The organism is Candidatus Litorirhabdus singularis (assembly GCF_026262625.1).
GTDB classification, from domain to species: Bacteria; Pseudomonadota; Gammaproteobacteria; order Pseudomonadales; family Halieaceae; genus Litorirhabdus; species Litorirhabdus singularis.
In genome coordinates this window covers 636,378-649,832 of sequence record NZ_SHNN01000001.1, presented here as the reverse complement: position 1 = coordinate 649,832, position 13,455 = coordinate 636,378, and the positions used below count along the sequence as shown (strand labels likewise).

The following is a 13,455-nucleotide window of genomic DNA, read 5'->3' as shown; positions in this document are numbered from 1 at the left end:
ATTCGGGTTTCGGTGGTGAGACCCGATTCAGGTGATCCGATGGCCAAGTAGAGCCGTATTCACTATAACGGAAAGGGGAGCGCTGAGCGTGCCTGATGAACCGCCTGAGGATGACAGCAAGATGCAAGGTCAGATACAAGTAGACGAAAATGGCAGTCGTAACGATGAGTGGAGCATTTGCCTGCAGCAAATTGGTCAGACGCAGTGTCGGGCGTCGTTCGAGCGGCTGTTTGCTCATTTTGCCCCTCTGGTAAAGGCGTTTTCCATGAACGGCTCAGCAGTGTCGATAGCGAACGCTGAGGAGCTGGTGCAAGAGGTCATGATCAAGGTCTGGCAGAAGGCGAGTGCTTACAACCCGCAAAAAGCGGCGGCCAGTACCTGGATATATACGATTGCACGAAACAGCCGCACGGATATGTTCCGCCGCTTACGAAAATTTGATACGCCGTTAAATGCGGAAGATATCTGGGAAGAAGACACCGGTGACGCGCCTTTTATCGCCGTCCAGGAGCGTCGCAACGCTTTACAGGTGAAGGAACTATTGAAGACCCTGCCCCACGAGCAGGCGCAAATACTGGCCAAAGTTTATATGGAAGGCAAGTCACACTCAGAGGTAGCTCAAGAGCTGGATATACCGCTCGGAACCGTGAAATCACGGGTCAGGCTTGCCATGCAAAAATTACAGATACAGGTAGAGAAATAGCGTCATGATTAATTATCACCCCGATTCCAGAATGCTCAATGAATTTAGTGCCGGTAGCTTGCCTTTGGCCCAGTCTGCCTGCGTCTCGCTGCACCTTAATTATTGCAGTACCTGTCAGCGCGAGTCCCGCAAGTTGCAACAAATGGGCGGTATGCTGTTTGAGCGGTTGGCCCCATGTGAGGTGGATGCAAGTCTCCTCGACAGTGTGATGTCACGCCTGGATGAGCCCGCACCATTAACTTATGAGGCCAAGACCACCGCGACAGACGAATCACCTGCTCTGATGCGCCGCCTAATGAAAGGCGGATATAAGGATCTAGAGTGGGATCGTATCAACTCCGGGCTGCAGATCAGCAGATTGCACACGGGTGACGTTGAGAACGAATTTGCGCTTTATCATATCAAGGCTGGCCGCACGATTCCGCGGCATACACACAAGGGCACTGAACTTACGCTGGTGCTGGAAGGTAGTTTTTCTGACGAAGAAGGTATCTATCAGCGCGGTGACTTTCTGATGCGCGATGCCGAACATGAACACACGCCAACGGCAGCCAAGTCCGAGGACTGCATCTGTATTGGCGTGCTGGATGCTCCGATCAAATTTACTGGCTGGAATTACCGTGCTTTAAACCCGTTTTTGAGCCTTCAGGCACATTGATCTGAATTGCCCGGCACCCATAGTTTTTAAACCACCCATTGGGTGGTTTTTTTTGCCCCTCTATTCACGTCGTGAATGGGCGCTATAGCAATCATTTCTATAACCATGTGATACAGTATCGCGGTTATTTAAGTGGCTGCCCGCGGCCGCTCAGTAAATACTAACAAATGAATTGATAACGGGTAGGTAGAAGCATGCGTATAGCAATCCCGCGCGAAACACATCCGGGCGAGAACCGGGTGCCAATAATTCCTGAGGTGGCTAAAAAGCTGTGTCGGCTTGGGGCCACCGTGGCTTTTGAAGCTGGTATGGGCCTGGGTTCCGGGTTTACCGATGCTGAATATGTGGAGGCAGGTGCAGAGGTGAGCAATGACCGCGCCGCGCTGCTCGGTGCTGCGGACGTGGTTTTGCGTATTCGCAAGCCAGAGTTGGCAGAAGTGTCTCAGCTGAAATCAGGCAGCGTTCACATTAGCTTTCTGGACCCGTTCAACGAGCATGAGTTGGTCAATGCGCTCAAGGCTCAAGGTGTGACTGCGATTAGCATGGAAATGATTCCGCGCTCTACCCGCAGCCAAAAAATGGATGCGCTTAGCTCGCAGGCTAACCTGGCGGGCTACGTCATGGTGATGCTGGCAGCTCAACATCTGCCGCGCATCTTTCCCATGATGATGACGCCCGCCGGAACGTTGAAGCCCGCCAAGGTCTTCATTATTGGTGCCGGTGTAGCGGGGCTGCAGGCTATCGCTACCGCTAAGCGACTCGGGGCCAGAGTGACGGCCTTCGATACGCGCGCGGTAGTAGCAGAGCAAGTGCAGTCTTTGGGTGCGAAGTTCCTGGAGATCGATCTGGGTGAAACCGGCCAGACTGCAGATGGCTATGCCAAGGAATTGACCCCCGAGCAGATTGCTACTCAGCGTGAAGCGCAAAAAGCTACGATTGCTGATTCTGATGTGGTTATTACCACCGCTCAGGTGTTCGGCCGCAAGGCCCCGGTGATTGTGACTCGCGATATGGTTGAAGGCATGGCGCCAGGCTCAGTGGTTGTCGATATGGCGGCCGAGAGTGGTGGCAATGTCGAAGGCTCTGTCGCTAACGAGGTCGTCGACATAAATGGCGTCACCGTGGTCGGCATGGGCAACCTGGCGAACGAGGTTTGCCGCGATGCCAGCCAGATGTATGCCTCCAATCTGTTTAGCCTGGTGGAAGACAACTGGGACACAGAAGGCAACGTTTTCAAGGTAGATTTCGAGGGCGACATCCTTCCCGGCTGTATCATCACCCACGGCGGTGAGTTGGTGCATGAAACCATCAAGAACATTATCGAGGGGGGTGCCTGATATGATACCTGCTGAAGTTTTCCTGACCTTTATTCTTGTGCTGACGATCTTCCTCGGCTTTGAATTGATCAATAAAGTCCCCGCTACCCTGCATACGCCGCTGATGTCTGGCGCTAACGCGATTTCCGGTATTACCGTGGTTGGTGCAATTGGTCTTGCTGGTAATGGCCAGCAGGACTTGGCGAACTGGCTGGGTGCCGGAGCGGTAGCTCTGGCGACGATTAACGTAGTGGGTGGCTATATGGTAACTGACCGTATGCTGGCCATGTTCAAGAAGAAGGGGAGCTAGTCATGTTGGATAGTGCAATTCAATACGCCTACATAGTCTCAGCCGCCCTGTTTATTTTCGGGCTCAAGCAGCTGGGTTCACCCGCTACTGCACGACGTGGCAATATGCTGTCCGCGGTGGCTATGCTAGTTGCCATCATTGCGGCATTGCTGGACCAGGGTATCGTCGAATATCAGTGGATACTGATTGGCTTTGCCATTGGTGCGGTGATCGGCGCTGCAGCTGCGCGTTTGGTAGAAATGACATCGATGCCAGAAATGGTGGCGCTGTTCAATGGCTCTGGTGGTATGGCCAGTTTGCTGGTGGGCTGGGCGGCGATATCCCCGGGCGCAGGTACTTTCACACTAGTCACCATTGTGTTGTCGATCCTGATCGGTGGCCTGACCTTTACCGGTAGTCTCATAGCCTACGGCAAGCTGAGTGAAAAGCTGGGTAGTGGGGCGGTAATGTTCAAGGGGCAACAGGTTGTTAACAGCTTGATTGTGCTGGGAATTATTGCTGCGGCGACGATGTTCTGTATGGAGCCTGCTAATCCGCAGTGGTTGTATCTGGTCATTGGCCTGGCGCTGGTATTTGGCGTGATGGCAGTGATTCCGATCGGCGGTGCCGATATGCCGGTGGTTATCTCGCTGCTGAACAGTTACTCCGGACTGGCTGCCTGTGCGGCCGGTTTTGCGGTTAGCAACAATATTTTGATTGTAGCGGGCGCATTGGTTGGTGCCAGTGGCATTATCCTGACGCAGATTATGTGTAAGGCAATGAATCGCTCCCTGTCCAACGTATTGTTCTCAGGCTTCGGCTCGGTGAGTACCGAGACTTCTGTGGTTGAGGGTGAGATCAAGCCGATTAGTGTCGACGACGCCTATTACGTACTTGAGGCTGCCTCGAATGTGGTGATTGTGCCGGGTTACGGCATGGCGGTCGCTCAGGCTCAGCATGTGGTCAAGGAGTTGCAGGAACTGCTGGAAGAGAACGGGGCTGAGGTTAACTACGGTATCCACCCGGTGGCCGGTCGTATGCCTGGTCACATGAACGTGTTGCTGGCAGAGGCCGATGTGCCCTATGACCAGCTGCTGGAAATGGACGAGATCAATCCGCGCATGGAATCGGTTGATGTGTGTATCGTTATCGGTGCTAATGACGTGGTTAACCCCGCTGCGCGGGAGAACGAGTCTAGCCCTATTTACGGTATGCCCGTGATCAATGTTGACCAGGCACGGACGGTGTTTGTCCTCAAGCGGTCGATGGCGTCAGGTTTTGCCGGTATCGAGAATCCCCTGTTCTACAAAGACAACACCCGCATGCTGTTTGGCGATGCCAAGGAGTCTATTGGTGGTCTGGTGCGTGAGTTCAGCTAGCCCGGTGAGCACAGTGAAGAAGCCGGCGTATGCCGGCTTTTTTTTACCCGGGATTTGGCTGTGATAAAGAGATAATCGTGCGGGACGGGGCTTCGAGGTCGCATCCGGAGTGTGGAGCTGCCGCAAGCTGCCCCCGACTGGCGGCCGGCGCACAACTCGACCTGCGCGCTGGCGGGCAAGGCCCGCCAGCGCTCCGGGACTCGGACAGGGTGGGCCGGACAGCTCCGCCAGCCGGGGGCAGCTTAAGCGCGGCTTGACGCTCCACACTCCGGATGCGACCTCGAAGCCCCTCGGCAGGCGCGTTCGATACCGGCTGTCCCGCAGCCTGACTGCAGGCTTACTTCGCCTCAGATATCTCCAGCGTTTCACCAACCTGTGCGGCTTCGATTTCCTGCTCGCAGAAGGGGAAGCGTACCCATTCTTTGTTGGAATACAGGCGGGTTTGGTCGGCGAAATGGGGTGATTCGGGATCGGTCGAGTTTGACGGCACCAGTATTACATCAGCGATCGGACAGTCGCTCTCATCAAAGGTAACCGTCTGGATATACGAGTTGCCGCCGCCGGGGTTGACGTACCCGCCCTCACTGAGCCCGACGCCAATTGCCCCGTAGATTCCGATGTCGCCGGAGCCACCGTGAATGGCTATGCGCTCGCTGTTCTTGACCGCGACCTGGACTTCACCCCAGGGCGCATCCAGGGCGACATTAGCATCTTCCAGGCGCTGCACTGCCTGACTCAGGGCCGCAATCACCAGGTCGTGGTTGGTACTCAGAGTCAGATCGATACCCGCCGGTGTGCTCACCGCGTCAGCCGGGGTGAAGTCGACGTCCCAGAAATCCTGGTCGTCCACCACGCCCTGAAAGCCAACCTTGGTGGCGCTGCGCACAGCGCGCCAGAATTCATTAAAAACCTGCACGCCACGACTGTCGACGTTGGCTTTGCGGTCCCAGCTGGCCAGCACAGCGCAGGCCTGCACGGCCCGGGTTTCGTCGGCGTCAGCGGGTGGATCCAGCAAATCGCAGATAGTCAGTACATCGTCCAGCACCAGCTCGGCGATATACACCCGGTTGGAATACATCAACTGCTGCAGTGTCTCCAGCGTAAAGCCGGGTTCTGCGCTGAAACCATCAGTACCGGCTATGCGTTCGCGAATCATAACGAGCCCGATACGGGTACGGGAGAACTGCTGTAAGTTCTCATGGCCCACCGGCCCCATGATAACCGGGAAGCCGGTAATGGGCATTTCCGGATTACTCAGCCAATAGCTGTTATTGCTGTTGGCCACATAATTGGTGGTGCGCAGCTGCGGTAGTGAACTGGCGCCATATAGATTGGACCCCTCCGGTGCCTCCGGGTCGGTGCCCCATTCACACTCGGAGCGCGAGCCATCCAGGCCCACAATCACGTTGGAAGTTGCTGCTGCCAGCAAGGCGCCAATGCCATCGACACAATCATCCAGCTGGGACTGGGTGATAAAGGGGATCGAGGATATCTCACCATAAAAGGCCTCGCCGCTGCGGTCTGCCGCGAGATCGTGAAACACGGGGTTGCCGATGATGCCCAGCGCCTCGATATACTCGTCGAGGTTGGTTGCCTGGCCTTTGGTAATCCACAGCGGAATACCCCTTGGGCCGGTGGTCAGGTTGGCGTCGCGCAGGGCAATCAGGCTCGTCCCGTTGAACAGCGGCCAGCCGTCAAACAGCGAATCGACGCCTTTCAGGTTAACAATCGGCCCGTACTGCGAGGTATAGAAAGTGTGGGTGCGGGTCTCAAGGCTGCCATCTGACAGCATGGCCTGGATCTCTACGTCCTCCGGGACGATATCGCGCCACTCTCCGTCATAGTCATACTGTAGCGGATTTTCAGGATTCAGGGTCAGTTCGTAAAGGCTGAAGCGATTAGCCGGAGAAACCGTATGCGTCCAGGCGACATCCTTGTTGAAGCCGATGCCGATGAATGGATAACCAGTGAGGCTGGCGCCTGCCACATCGTAAACCCCCGGTATGGTCAGGTGCGCCTGGTACCAGCTGCCCGCTCTTTGCCAGGGCTGGTGTGGATTACCCAGCAGCATGCCATAGCCGTTCTGGGTGACATCGCGGCCCATGGCGATGCCGTTGCTGCCACGCACTTCCGGGCTGATTTCGGCGGCAAACTGGCGTAGTGATGGCCCTATTGCGGCTAGTTGCTGTGCTGAGGGCATGATTTTTCTCGCTACTACCTGCGCATCTGGCCCGGCGGTGTCGAGGATAGCGCGGCGCAAGGTGCCCTGGTTGGAGCTGCCCCGGAAGGTCTCGCGCCCCTGGTACATTAGCAGGTCAACCGCATCGATCTCTGATACCCAGCTGGCATCGCGGCAGCCCAGGTCGCCCTCGGGCAGGTTTTCCACTCCGGTCTCAGCGAGATAGCGGTTCATGCCCGCAGCCATGCCGGCCGTCAACTCTTTGACGTAATCGGGTAGTGGATCAAAAAAAGTCGCCTGGAATTCTTCCTTGCTGCCGTAAAGGTAGCGGAACAAAAAGTCGGAATCGGCGCTGCCGCCATTATCGCCCAACAGCTCCGCGGAGCGGCTGCGGCTGAAAACGATTTCGCGCATGGTAATACAGAAGTTGTCCTGGGCGTAGGCATAGCCGTAGCCGTAGCCAAGTCCGCCCCAGTCATCTGCTTTGATATGCGGGATGCCGTAATCGGTGCGACGAATCTCGGCGCTGTAGGCCAGAGCAGAATTCGGGGTCCCATTGTTGCCATTCGAGCACGCACCGAGCAGGGCGCACAGGGCAATAAAAGGGACTATTTTCAACAACGGCATAATATACTCTCCAGAAGGGTTTCTTTATTTTACGGGGGCTTGTTGCTTTGGATCAATGTGCTGGGAGTGGTTAGGGTGCATGCTCCAATATGTTGAACTTCTAGGAGATTTTAATGGCCCGTACGCAGTCCACGGCATATAGCCGCGAAGCCTGGGAAGCTGTCACCAGTGACAGCGATGCCCAGCCCGATCGCCATCCGGTGCTGGCAACGTTGTATGCTGAACATCGTTATATGGCGACCCTCATGAAGTTGCTGACTGAGCAATTGACGGCGCTGGAACATGACGAACCGGTCGATGCGCATGTGCTGTATGAGTTGATGCAGTATATGAGTTCGTTTCCTGATCAATACCATCATCCGCGGGAAGATATGGTCTATCAGCGCGCGGCGCAACTGGATCCCGGCTTGGCCGACAGCGTCGATACCCTGGAGCGCGACCATGACTATCTGGCGAAAGTCGGGAGCGACACGCTGGCGGCGATTCAGAACTGGCGCAGCGGTACTAAGCCTGCGAAAGATATTGTGGCGCACGGGCATGAATATGTAGCCGCGCTATACCGGCATATGAGCGGAGAAGAGAAAATTATCTTTCCTCATATCGAGCGCCTGTTAAGTGATGCTGACTGGGCCGAACTGGAGTCTGAGGATTTGTTGGCGCCGGTGGCAGACCCGGTCTTTGGCACCCGGGTTGCGCGTGAGTACCGCAAACTGGCGCGATCAGCTCGACGTGCGCTGCGCGAGGGCGCAGAGGACGTCGCTGTTGGTGAGTGGATTGGCGTGGAGGCGATGCTGGAGGGCCTGGAAGTTATTAATATAGCGCTCGATAGCGGTAAGGCCGCAGCTCGGGATCACTTCGAGGAAGCCCTGGCCGAGAATATCAGTATTGTTGAGGAGGCGCGTGAGCAGGGTGGTCTGGTGCTGGTGCCGCTGCGCTGTGCGATGGCCAACACCGGGCACTATTTTGGCTTTCTTCGGGACTGCGGGCAGCTGCTGCGTGATACCGGGGATGATTTGGTAGAGGTCAACCGCGGCATGCGCCAGCGTTTACAGTTTGGACGGCGCGAGGGCGCCGGTCGCAAAGGGGATCAAACCCTGCATTAGGTCTGAGTTAGGCGGCCAGTCTGGGCTTGGCCCAGATTGGCCCTGAGCCTATCCCGCCGCTACACTGCCTGCTATCACGGTTAGAAGGTAGCAATCATGAACACTGCAAACACAAGCTCGGGCTTGCTCAATACCGTAACGGGCCCCATCGGCATTGATGAGCTGGGCGTGACGCTCATGCATGAGCACGTCATGATCGGCTATCCTGGCTGGGAGGCCGATAGCCTGCGTCCCGGACCGCGGCGTGAAGAAATGCTCGCCGTTGCAACTGACCGAATTCAGCAAATGCAGTCCCGTGGTGTGCAGTCCATGCTCGATCCCTGTCCGAATGATCTCGGTCGGGATGTTGAATTCTCCGCCGAGCTATCAGCCGCTACCGGTTTTAATATCATCTGTGCGACAGGGCTATACAAAGAAGAGGAGGGTGGTAAGCCCTACTGGCATTTTCGAGGCCAGTTCGGCCCCGTTGTCGACGCGATGGCGGAGCTGTTTATTCACGAGCTTACCGTGGGGATAGGGGCTACGGATATCAAAGCTGGCATCATCAAGGTGGCCAGCGGTAAAGGCGTAGTAACCGACTATGAGCGAGACATTTTGCAGGCCGCGGCACTGGCCAGTAATGCCACCGGCGCGCCGATTACAACCCACACTGATTCCGGCACCATGGGTGACGAGCAGCAACGCCTGCTCGTTGCCGCCGGGGTGCCCGCGCACAAGATTATTATCGGGCATAGTTGCGGCACGGCGGACCATGACTATCACGTGAATCTGCTGGAGAAGGGCTCTTATTTGGGCTTTGATCGCTTTGGTATTGATGTTGTGTACCCGGATGCAGAGCGGGTCAGGTCGCTGGCAGCGCTACTGAATAAGCAATGGCAGCAACAAATCGTGGTATCTCATGATTCGGTGTGGTGCTGGCGCGGCGAGCCCATTCCTGCGGCAGTAAGTGCCGGGATGGGTGAGACAATTTTTAATCCCACCCACTTTCATGATCATATTATTCCGCAGCTACTCGCAGCGGGCGTAAGTCAAAGCCAGATTGATACCATGCTGGTTGATAACCCGCGGCGCTTTTTCGCCGGCACGGCGCCGGTTGCGCCCTAGCCGCTTTGTCATTGCCCTTGTTGAGGCTGTTGCCCTGATTCAGGCGACCGCTTCGTCCTGAAACTGCAATCTGGCCAGGCGCTGATATAAGTCTGAGCTAGCGAGCAGACTTTGGTGGGTGCCGCGCGCTACTACCTGCCCATGTTCCATGACCGCTATTTGGTCAGCGTGGAGAATGGTCGACAGGCGATGAGCAATAATAATGGTAGTGCGGTTATGCATCAATTCTTCCAGCGCCAGCTGTACCTGATATTCACTTTCCGCATCCAGCGCGCTGGTAGCCTCGTCGAGTAACAGGATATTCGGATCTTTGAGAATGGCGCGGGCAATAGCGATGCGTTGGCGTTGCCCGCCAGAGAGGCGCACGCCCTGTTCGCCAAGGTGGCTTTGATAGCCCTGGGGAAGACGACGGATAAATTCGTCAGCATGAGCGGCTTTGGCAGCGGCGATGATTTCCGCCTCGGTGGCATCGGGTTTACCGTAGCCGATATTGTAAGCGACGTCGGCTGTGAACATAGCTGGTGCCTGCGGTACTACCGCAAGACTCTGGCGTAACTGGCGGCTGGGCAGCGCGCGAATATCCTGGCCGCCTAATAATATGCGTCCCTGTTGCGGATCGTAGAAGCGTTGCAAGAGTTCGAAAACCGTGGATTTTCCCGCACCAGAAGGTCCGACCAGGGCCAGGCTCTTGCCTTCTTCGACATCCAGTTCAAGATCCTTAAGGGCCAATTCCTCAGGCCTTGAGGGATAGCTGAATGACACCCCGGCAATGTGCAGTCGCGCAGCGCCCTGCAGCGGCAGTATCTGATCTTGTTGCTCAACAATGAGGCTGTCTTCATGCAGCAAATCCAGCAATCGGTCGGTGGCGCCTGCAGCTCGCATGAGCTCGCCCCAAACTTCAGAAATGGTAGCCACTGCCGTGGCGACCATGATGGCGTAGAAGACAAAAGCAGCCAACTCGCCGCCGCTCATGGTGCCGTTAATGACATCGTTGCCGCCCACCCAGAACATCGCCGAGAGGCCACCGAAAACCAGCAGTATGACAACTGCCATCAGTACGGCGCGCTGCCTTATGCGGCGTCGCGCGATCAAAAAAGCGTTTTCTACTTCGACATCAAAGGCTTTGGTTTCAAAGTCTTCGCGGGTATAGCTCTGTACTGTTTTCAGATTTTGAATGATCTCTCCGGCATAGCTGCCGACATGGGCGATGGAATCCTGGCTCGCATTGGACAGGTTTCTGACGCGCCTGCCGTAGAGAATGATCGGCATCAGCACCAACGGCACGCAGGCCAGCACCATGCCAGTTAACTTGAGATTAGTTACCAGCAGCATGACCATCGCTCCCACCAGGGTCAGGCTGCTGCGCAGGGCCATGGATAGCGATGAGCCAATGATTGTTTGTAGCAAGGTTGTATCGGTAGTCAGTCGCGACATGATCTCGCCGCTGCGGTTATCCTCGAAAAAGCTGGGATGTAGCTTGATAATGTTGGAAAAAACCGCGCTGCGCATGTCGGCACTGACCCGCTCGCCAAGCCAGGACACCAGATAGAAACGTATAAAGGTGCCTATGGCCATCAAAAAACTAAGCGTCAGTAATATTACGACCGCGCGGTTTAGTTGCTGCTGTGAGCCGCTGGCGAAGCCTTCGTCAATAATAATGCGAATACCCTGACCGACTGACAGAGTAATAGCCGCAGTGAAAATCAGGGCGACGGCGGCGGCTATCATTGTGCCTTTGTACGGGCTCAGGAATTGCACTAACTGCAACAAGGTTGAAAGCTTGCGCGTGCCTTTGGCTGGCTCGGTCATTGGTGTCCTGATGCTATTAAAGATTAGCTTGGTAGCTTACCAGCTTTACAAGTTGCGAAGTGAATGCTATCGGTAGAGTTATGAGCTCGCATGAACACCTGCAACGCGCCTGGCAGTCGTCACGACTGGTGCTGGACAGTGCGGTCTTGTATGCAAACTTGCTCGCGGCTATCGACAGCGCTAGCGAGCGGATTGACTTCGAGTACTACATTTTTGAGCTAGATATTGTCGGTTCTGATTTTTTAGAGGCACTGGCACGGGCAGCGAGACGGGGTGTGCAGGTGCATGTATTGCTTGATGGTGTTGGTTGTGCGGCGACTGCCGCGACGATTGCCAGTGAGTTGAGTAATGCCGGCGCCCAGGTGCGCATCTATCACCCGTTACCCTGGCTGACCGGCGCCTATCAATGGTCGTTGGCGCGCGGCGGCTGGTTCACTAAATGGTTGAGTTTCGTGCTCAATGTGAATCGCAGAAACCACCGTAAGCTGTGCCTCGTGGATGCCCGGCACGCCTGGATAGGGAGTCAGAATATTTGCCGTGAGCATCTGGCAGTGGCGGCCGGAGGTGAAGGCTGGCGCGACTACGCTTTGCATGTCAGCGGGGCTGGGGTAACGGCTTTGGCAGACGCGTTTACTGCGCATTGGGAGTCTCAGCCTGCGCACCTGCAACGTGGGTTTTTGACCCACTTCCTCAGTAATCATAGTCGCCGCGCTCGGCGACTGAAAAATGCCTTTGTGACTAACAGTGTGGCCTCGGCCACGGGATATGTCTGGATAGTAAGCGCCTACTTCGCCCCTACAGCACGCTTGCGAAGGTCGTTGCTAAAAGCCGCGCGATCGGGTGCGGACGTGAGAATTCTGCTGCCGGCCAATTCGGATGTTGCGGTGTTTCCGGGCCTGAGCTCACACTATTATCGTGAGCTCTTGCTGGCGGGAGCCCGGGTTTTTCAGTATCAGTCTGGCGTCTTACATGCCAAGGCGATGTTGGTTGATGGGGTGATGATTCTCGGCAGCAGCAACCTCAATTATCGCAGCACGCTACACGACCTTGAGTTGGACCTGGTGATCCGTAACCCGGACGCCGTGGCTGAGCTGCAGCAAGTGGTCGCCAGCGATATGGCAGGTGCTAAGGAAGTCCGCGGCGAGCTGCTGCGGCGCCCGAGTATAATTTCCTGGTTGTGGTATCTGTTGCGCTATTGGATGTAGCTCTAGCTATTCGGGTGTTTTGTTGGGGTCAGGGGTGACCAAGCGCCCAAAAACGATGCCCAGCTCGAACAGAATCCACATGGGGATAGCGAGCATCGCCTGCGAAATGATGTCCGGCGGCGTTAACAGCATGCCCATGATGAAGCAGCCAACAATGATATAGGCCCGCTTGCTGGCCAGATTGTCAGCGGTGGTGATGCCCACGCGGATCATGATAACCGCCGCGATAGGTATTTCGAAGGCGAGCCCAAAGGCAAAGAACAGCTTGAGGACAAAATCCAGGTAGCGGTTGATGTCGGTCATTATGGTGATATCCGCTGGACCCACGCTGGTAAAAAATCCAAACACCAATGGGAAGACGGCGTAATACGCGAACGCGGCACCGGCATAAAACAACAGTACGCTGGACACCAGCAGCGGTATGGCCAGTTTCTTCTCATTGCGATACATGCCCGGCGCTACGAAGGACCACAGCTGATACAGGACATAGGGCATAGCAAGGAAGAGCGCGGCTACCATGGTCAGTTTAAAGGGGGTTAGGAACGGAGATGCCACTTCGGTGGCAATCATGCTGGCGTCGGGAGGGAGAATATCTCGCAGTGGCTTGGAGACATAGGTGTAGATGTCGTTGGCAAAGTAAAACAGACTGCAGAACATCACTAACACCGCGAGAATGCTGCGCAGCAGCCGGTCGCGAAGCTCGGTCAGGTGCGCCAACAGTGGCTGTGGCTTATCGTTAGCGTCTTCCGTGGTGCTCATGACTGGGTTTTGTCGCTGTCGCCTTGGTTCGCAGGGGGCTTGATATCACTTACATCGTAAGGCGTATCGCCTAGCGCTCCGCGCAGATCTTTCTCTGCCGACTTGAGACTTTTCATAATCGCGTTGTTGTGCATGTCTTTCTTTATTTCTTCGGTATTGAGTTCGCGCTCAATTTCAGCGCGAATATCATTGAAGCTGCGGCGAAATTTACGCAGCCAGAGGCTGCCGGTGCGAATAGCTCCCGGCAGTCTTTCCGGTCCCAGTATCAGTAGACCGACAATGCTGACTAGCAGTAGTTCGGCAAAGCCGATATCAAACATAAAA

Annotated in this window: 12 protein-coding genes; 8 read left to right on the top strand and 4 right to left on the bottom strand. The window is 55.8% G+C overall.

Annotated elements, in window-relative coordinates; genetic code table 11:
- Positions 1 to 88: 88 nt before the first annotated feature.
- The 5 genes from EYC98_RS02875 (at position 89) to EYC98_RS02855 (ending at position 4,345) form a co-directional block, all read left to right on the top strand.
- On the top strand, positions 89 to 703 hold the full coding sequence (locus tag EYC98_RS02875; protein WP_279243800.1) for a sigma-70 family RNA polymerase sigma factor: 615 nt from the start codon (positions 89 to 91) through the stop codon (positions 701 to 703).
- 4 nt (positions 704 to 707) lie between these two features.
- Complete coding sequence (locus tag EYC98_RS02870) at positions 708 to 1,361, top strand: ChrR family anti-sigma-E factor (RefSeq protein ID WP_279243799.1); 654 nt, start codon at positions 708 to 710, stop codon at positions 1,359 to 1,361.
- A 194-nt stretch (positions 1,362 to 1,555) separates the two neighbouring features.
- A complete protein-coding gene (locus EYC98_RS02865) occupies positions 1,556 to 2,698 on the top strand; it encodes a Re/Si-specific NAD(P)(+) transhydrogenase subunit alpha (RefSeq protein ID WP_279243798.1) in 1,143 nt (380 codons plus the stop codon).
- 1 nt (position 2,699) lies between these two features.
- Positions 2,700 to 2,987 (top strand): NAD(P) transhydrogenase subunit alpha part 2, encoded by a 288-nt coding sequence (locus EYC98_RS02860; RefSeq protein WP_279243797.1) that lies wholly within the window; start codon positions 2,700 to 2,702, stop codon positions 2,985 to 2,987.
- A 2-nt stretch (positions 2,988 to 2,989) separates the two neighbouring features.
- Entirely contained in the window at positions 2,990 to 4,345 is a 1,356-nt protein-coding gene (locus EYC98_RS02855) for an NAD(P)(+) transhydrogenase (Re/Si-specific) subunit beta (RefSeq protein ID WP_279243796.1), read from the top strand.
- 337 nt (positions 4,346 to 4,682) lie between these two features.
- Here the strand turns inward: EYC98_RS02855 and EYC98_RS02850 are convergent, their stop codons facing one another.
- Positions 4,683 to 7,151: a penicillin acylase family protein gene (locus EYC98_RS02850; protein WP_279243795.1), complete on the bottom strand. Its 2,469-nt coding sequence runs from the start codon at positions 7,149 to 7,151 to the stop codon at positions 4,683 to 4,685.
- A 113-nt stretch (positions 7,152 to 7,264) separates the two neighbouring features.
- On the opposite strand from EYC98_RS02850, the gene EYC98_RS02845 reads away from it, so the two are divergent.
- Together EYC98_RS02845 and EYC98_RS02840 are read left to right on the top strand one after the other, a co-directional pair.
- Positions 7,265 to 8,254 (top strand): hemerythrin domain-containing protein, encoded by a 990-nt coding sequence (locus tag EYC98_RS02845; RefSeq protein WP_279243794.1) that lies wholly within the window; start codon positions 7,265 to 7,267, stop codon positions 8,252 to 8,254.
- A gap of 96 nt (positions 8,255 to 8,350) precedes the next feature.
- Positions 8,351 to 9,358, top strand: a complete 1,008-nt coding sequence (locus EYC98_RS02840) for a phosphotriesterase family protein (RefSeq protein WP_279243793.1) — start codon at positions 8,351 to 8,353, stop codon at positions 9,356 to 9,358.
- Between the two features lie 39 nt (positions 9,359 to 9,397).
- Here EYC98_RS02840 and EYC98_RS02835 read toward each other — a convergent pair whose 3' ends face one another.
- Positions 9,398 to 11,167, bottom strand: coding sequence for an ABC transporter transmembrane domain-containing protein (locus EYC98_RS02835; protein ID WP_279243792.1), 1,770 nt, complete (start codon positions 11,165 to 11,167; stop codon positions 9,398 to 9,400).
- An 80-nt stretch (positions 11,168 to 11,247) separates the two neighbouring features.
- On the opposite strand from EYC98_RS02835, the gene EYC98_RS02830 reads away from it, so the two are divergent.
- Positions 11,248 to 12,372 (top strand): phospholipase D-like domain-containing protein, encoded by a 1,125-nt coding sequence (locus tag EYC98_RS02830; protein ID WP_279243791.1) that lies wholly within the window; start codon positions 11,248 to 11,250, stop codon positions 12,370 to 12,372.
- Between the two features lie 6 nt (positions 12,373 to 12,378).
- Here EYC98_RS02830 and tatC read toward each other — a convergent pair whose 3' ends face one another.
- The gene (gene tatC / locus EYC98_RS02825; protein WP_279243790.1) at positions 12,379 to 13,131 is read right to left on the bottom strand and encodes a twin-arginine translocase subunit TatC; all 753 of its coding nucleotides are present in this window, start codon (positions 13,129 to 13,131) and stop codon (positions 12,379 to 12,381) included.
- Complete coding sequence (tatB, locus tag EYC98_RS02820) at positions 13,128 to 13,451, bottom strand: Sec-independent protein translocase protein TatB (RefSeq protein ID WP_279243789.1); 324 nt, start codon at positions 13,449 to 13,451, stop codon at positions 13,128 to 13,130. Before tatB ends, tatC begins: the two co-directional genes overlap by 4 nt.
- Positions 13,452 to 13,455: the final 4 nt, after the last annotated feature.

Coding starts and splice junctions, on each gene's coding strand:
- EYC98_RS02870 (WP_279243799.1), top strand. CDS start 708: ATGATTAATTATCACCCCGATTCCAGAATGCTCAATGAATTTAGTGCC.
- EYC98_RS02865 (WP_279243798.1), top strand. CDS start 1,556: ATGCGTATAGCAATCCCGCGCGAAACACATCCGGGCGAGAACCGGGTG.
- EYC98_RS02860 (WP_279243797.1), top strand. CDS start 2,700: ATGATACCTGCTGAAGTTTTCCTGACCTTTATTCTTGTGCTGACGATC.
- EYC98_RS02855 (WP_279243796.1), top strand. CDS start 2,990: ATGTTGGATAGTGCAATTCAATACGCCTACATAGTCTCAGCCGCCCTG.
- EYC98_RS02850 (WP_279243795.1), bottom strand. CDS start 7,151: ATGCCGTTGTTGAAAATAGTCCCTTTTATTGCCCTGTGCGCCCTGCTC.
- EYC98_RS02845 (WP_279243794.1), top strand. CDS start 7,265: ATGGCCCGTACGCAGTCCACGGCATATAGCCGCGAAGCCTGGGAAGCT.
- EYC98_RS02840 (WP_279243793.1), top strand. CDS start 8,351: ATGAACACTGCAAACACAAGCTCGGGCTTGCTCAATACCGTAACGGGC.
- EYC98_RS02835 (WP_279243792.1), bottom strand. CDS start 11,167: ATGACCGAGCCAGCCAAAGGCACGCGCAAGCTTTCAACCTTGTTGCAG.
- EYC98_RS02830 (WP_279243791.1), top strand. CDS start 11,248: ATGAGCTCGCATGAACACCTGCAACGCGCCTGGCAGTCGTCACGACTG.
- tatC (WP_279243790.1), bottom strand. CDS start 13,131: ATGAGCACCACGGAAGACGCTAACGATAAGCCACAGCCACTGTTGGCG.
- tatB (WP_279243789.1), bottom strand. CDS start 13,451: ATGTTTGATATCGGCTTTGCCGAACTACTGCTAGTCAGCATTGTCGGT.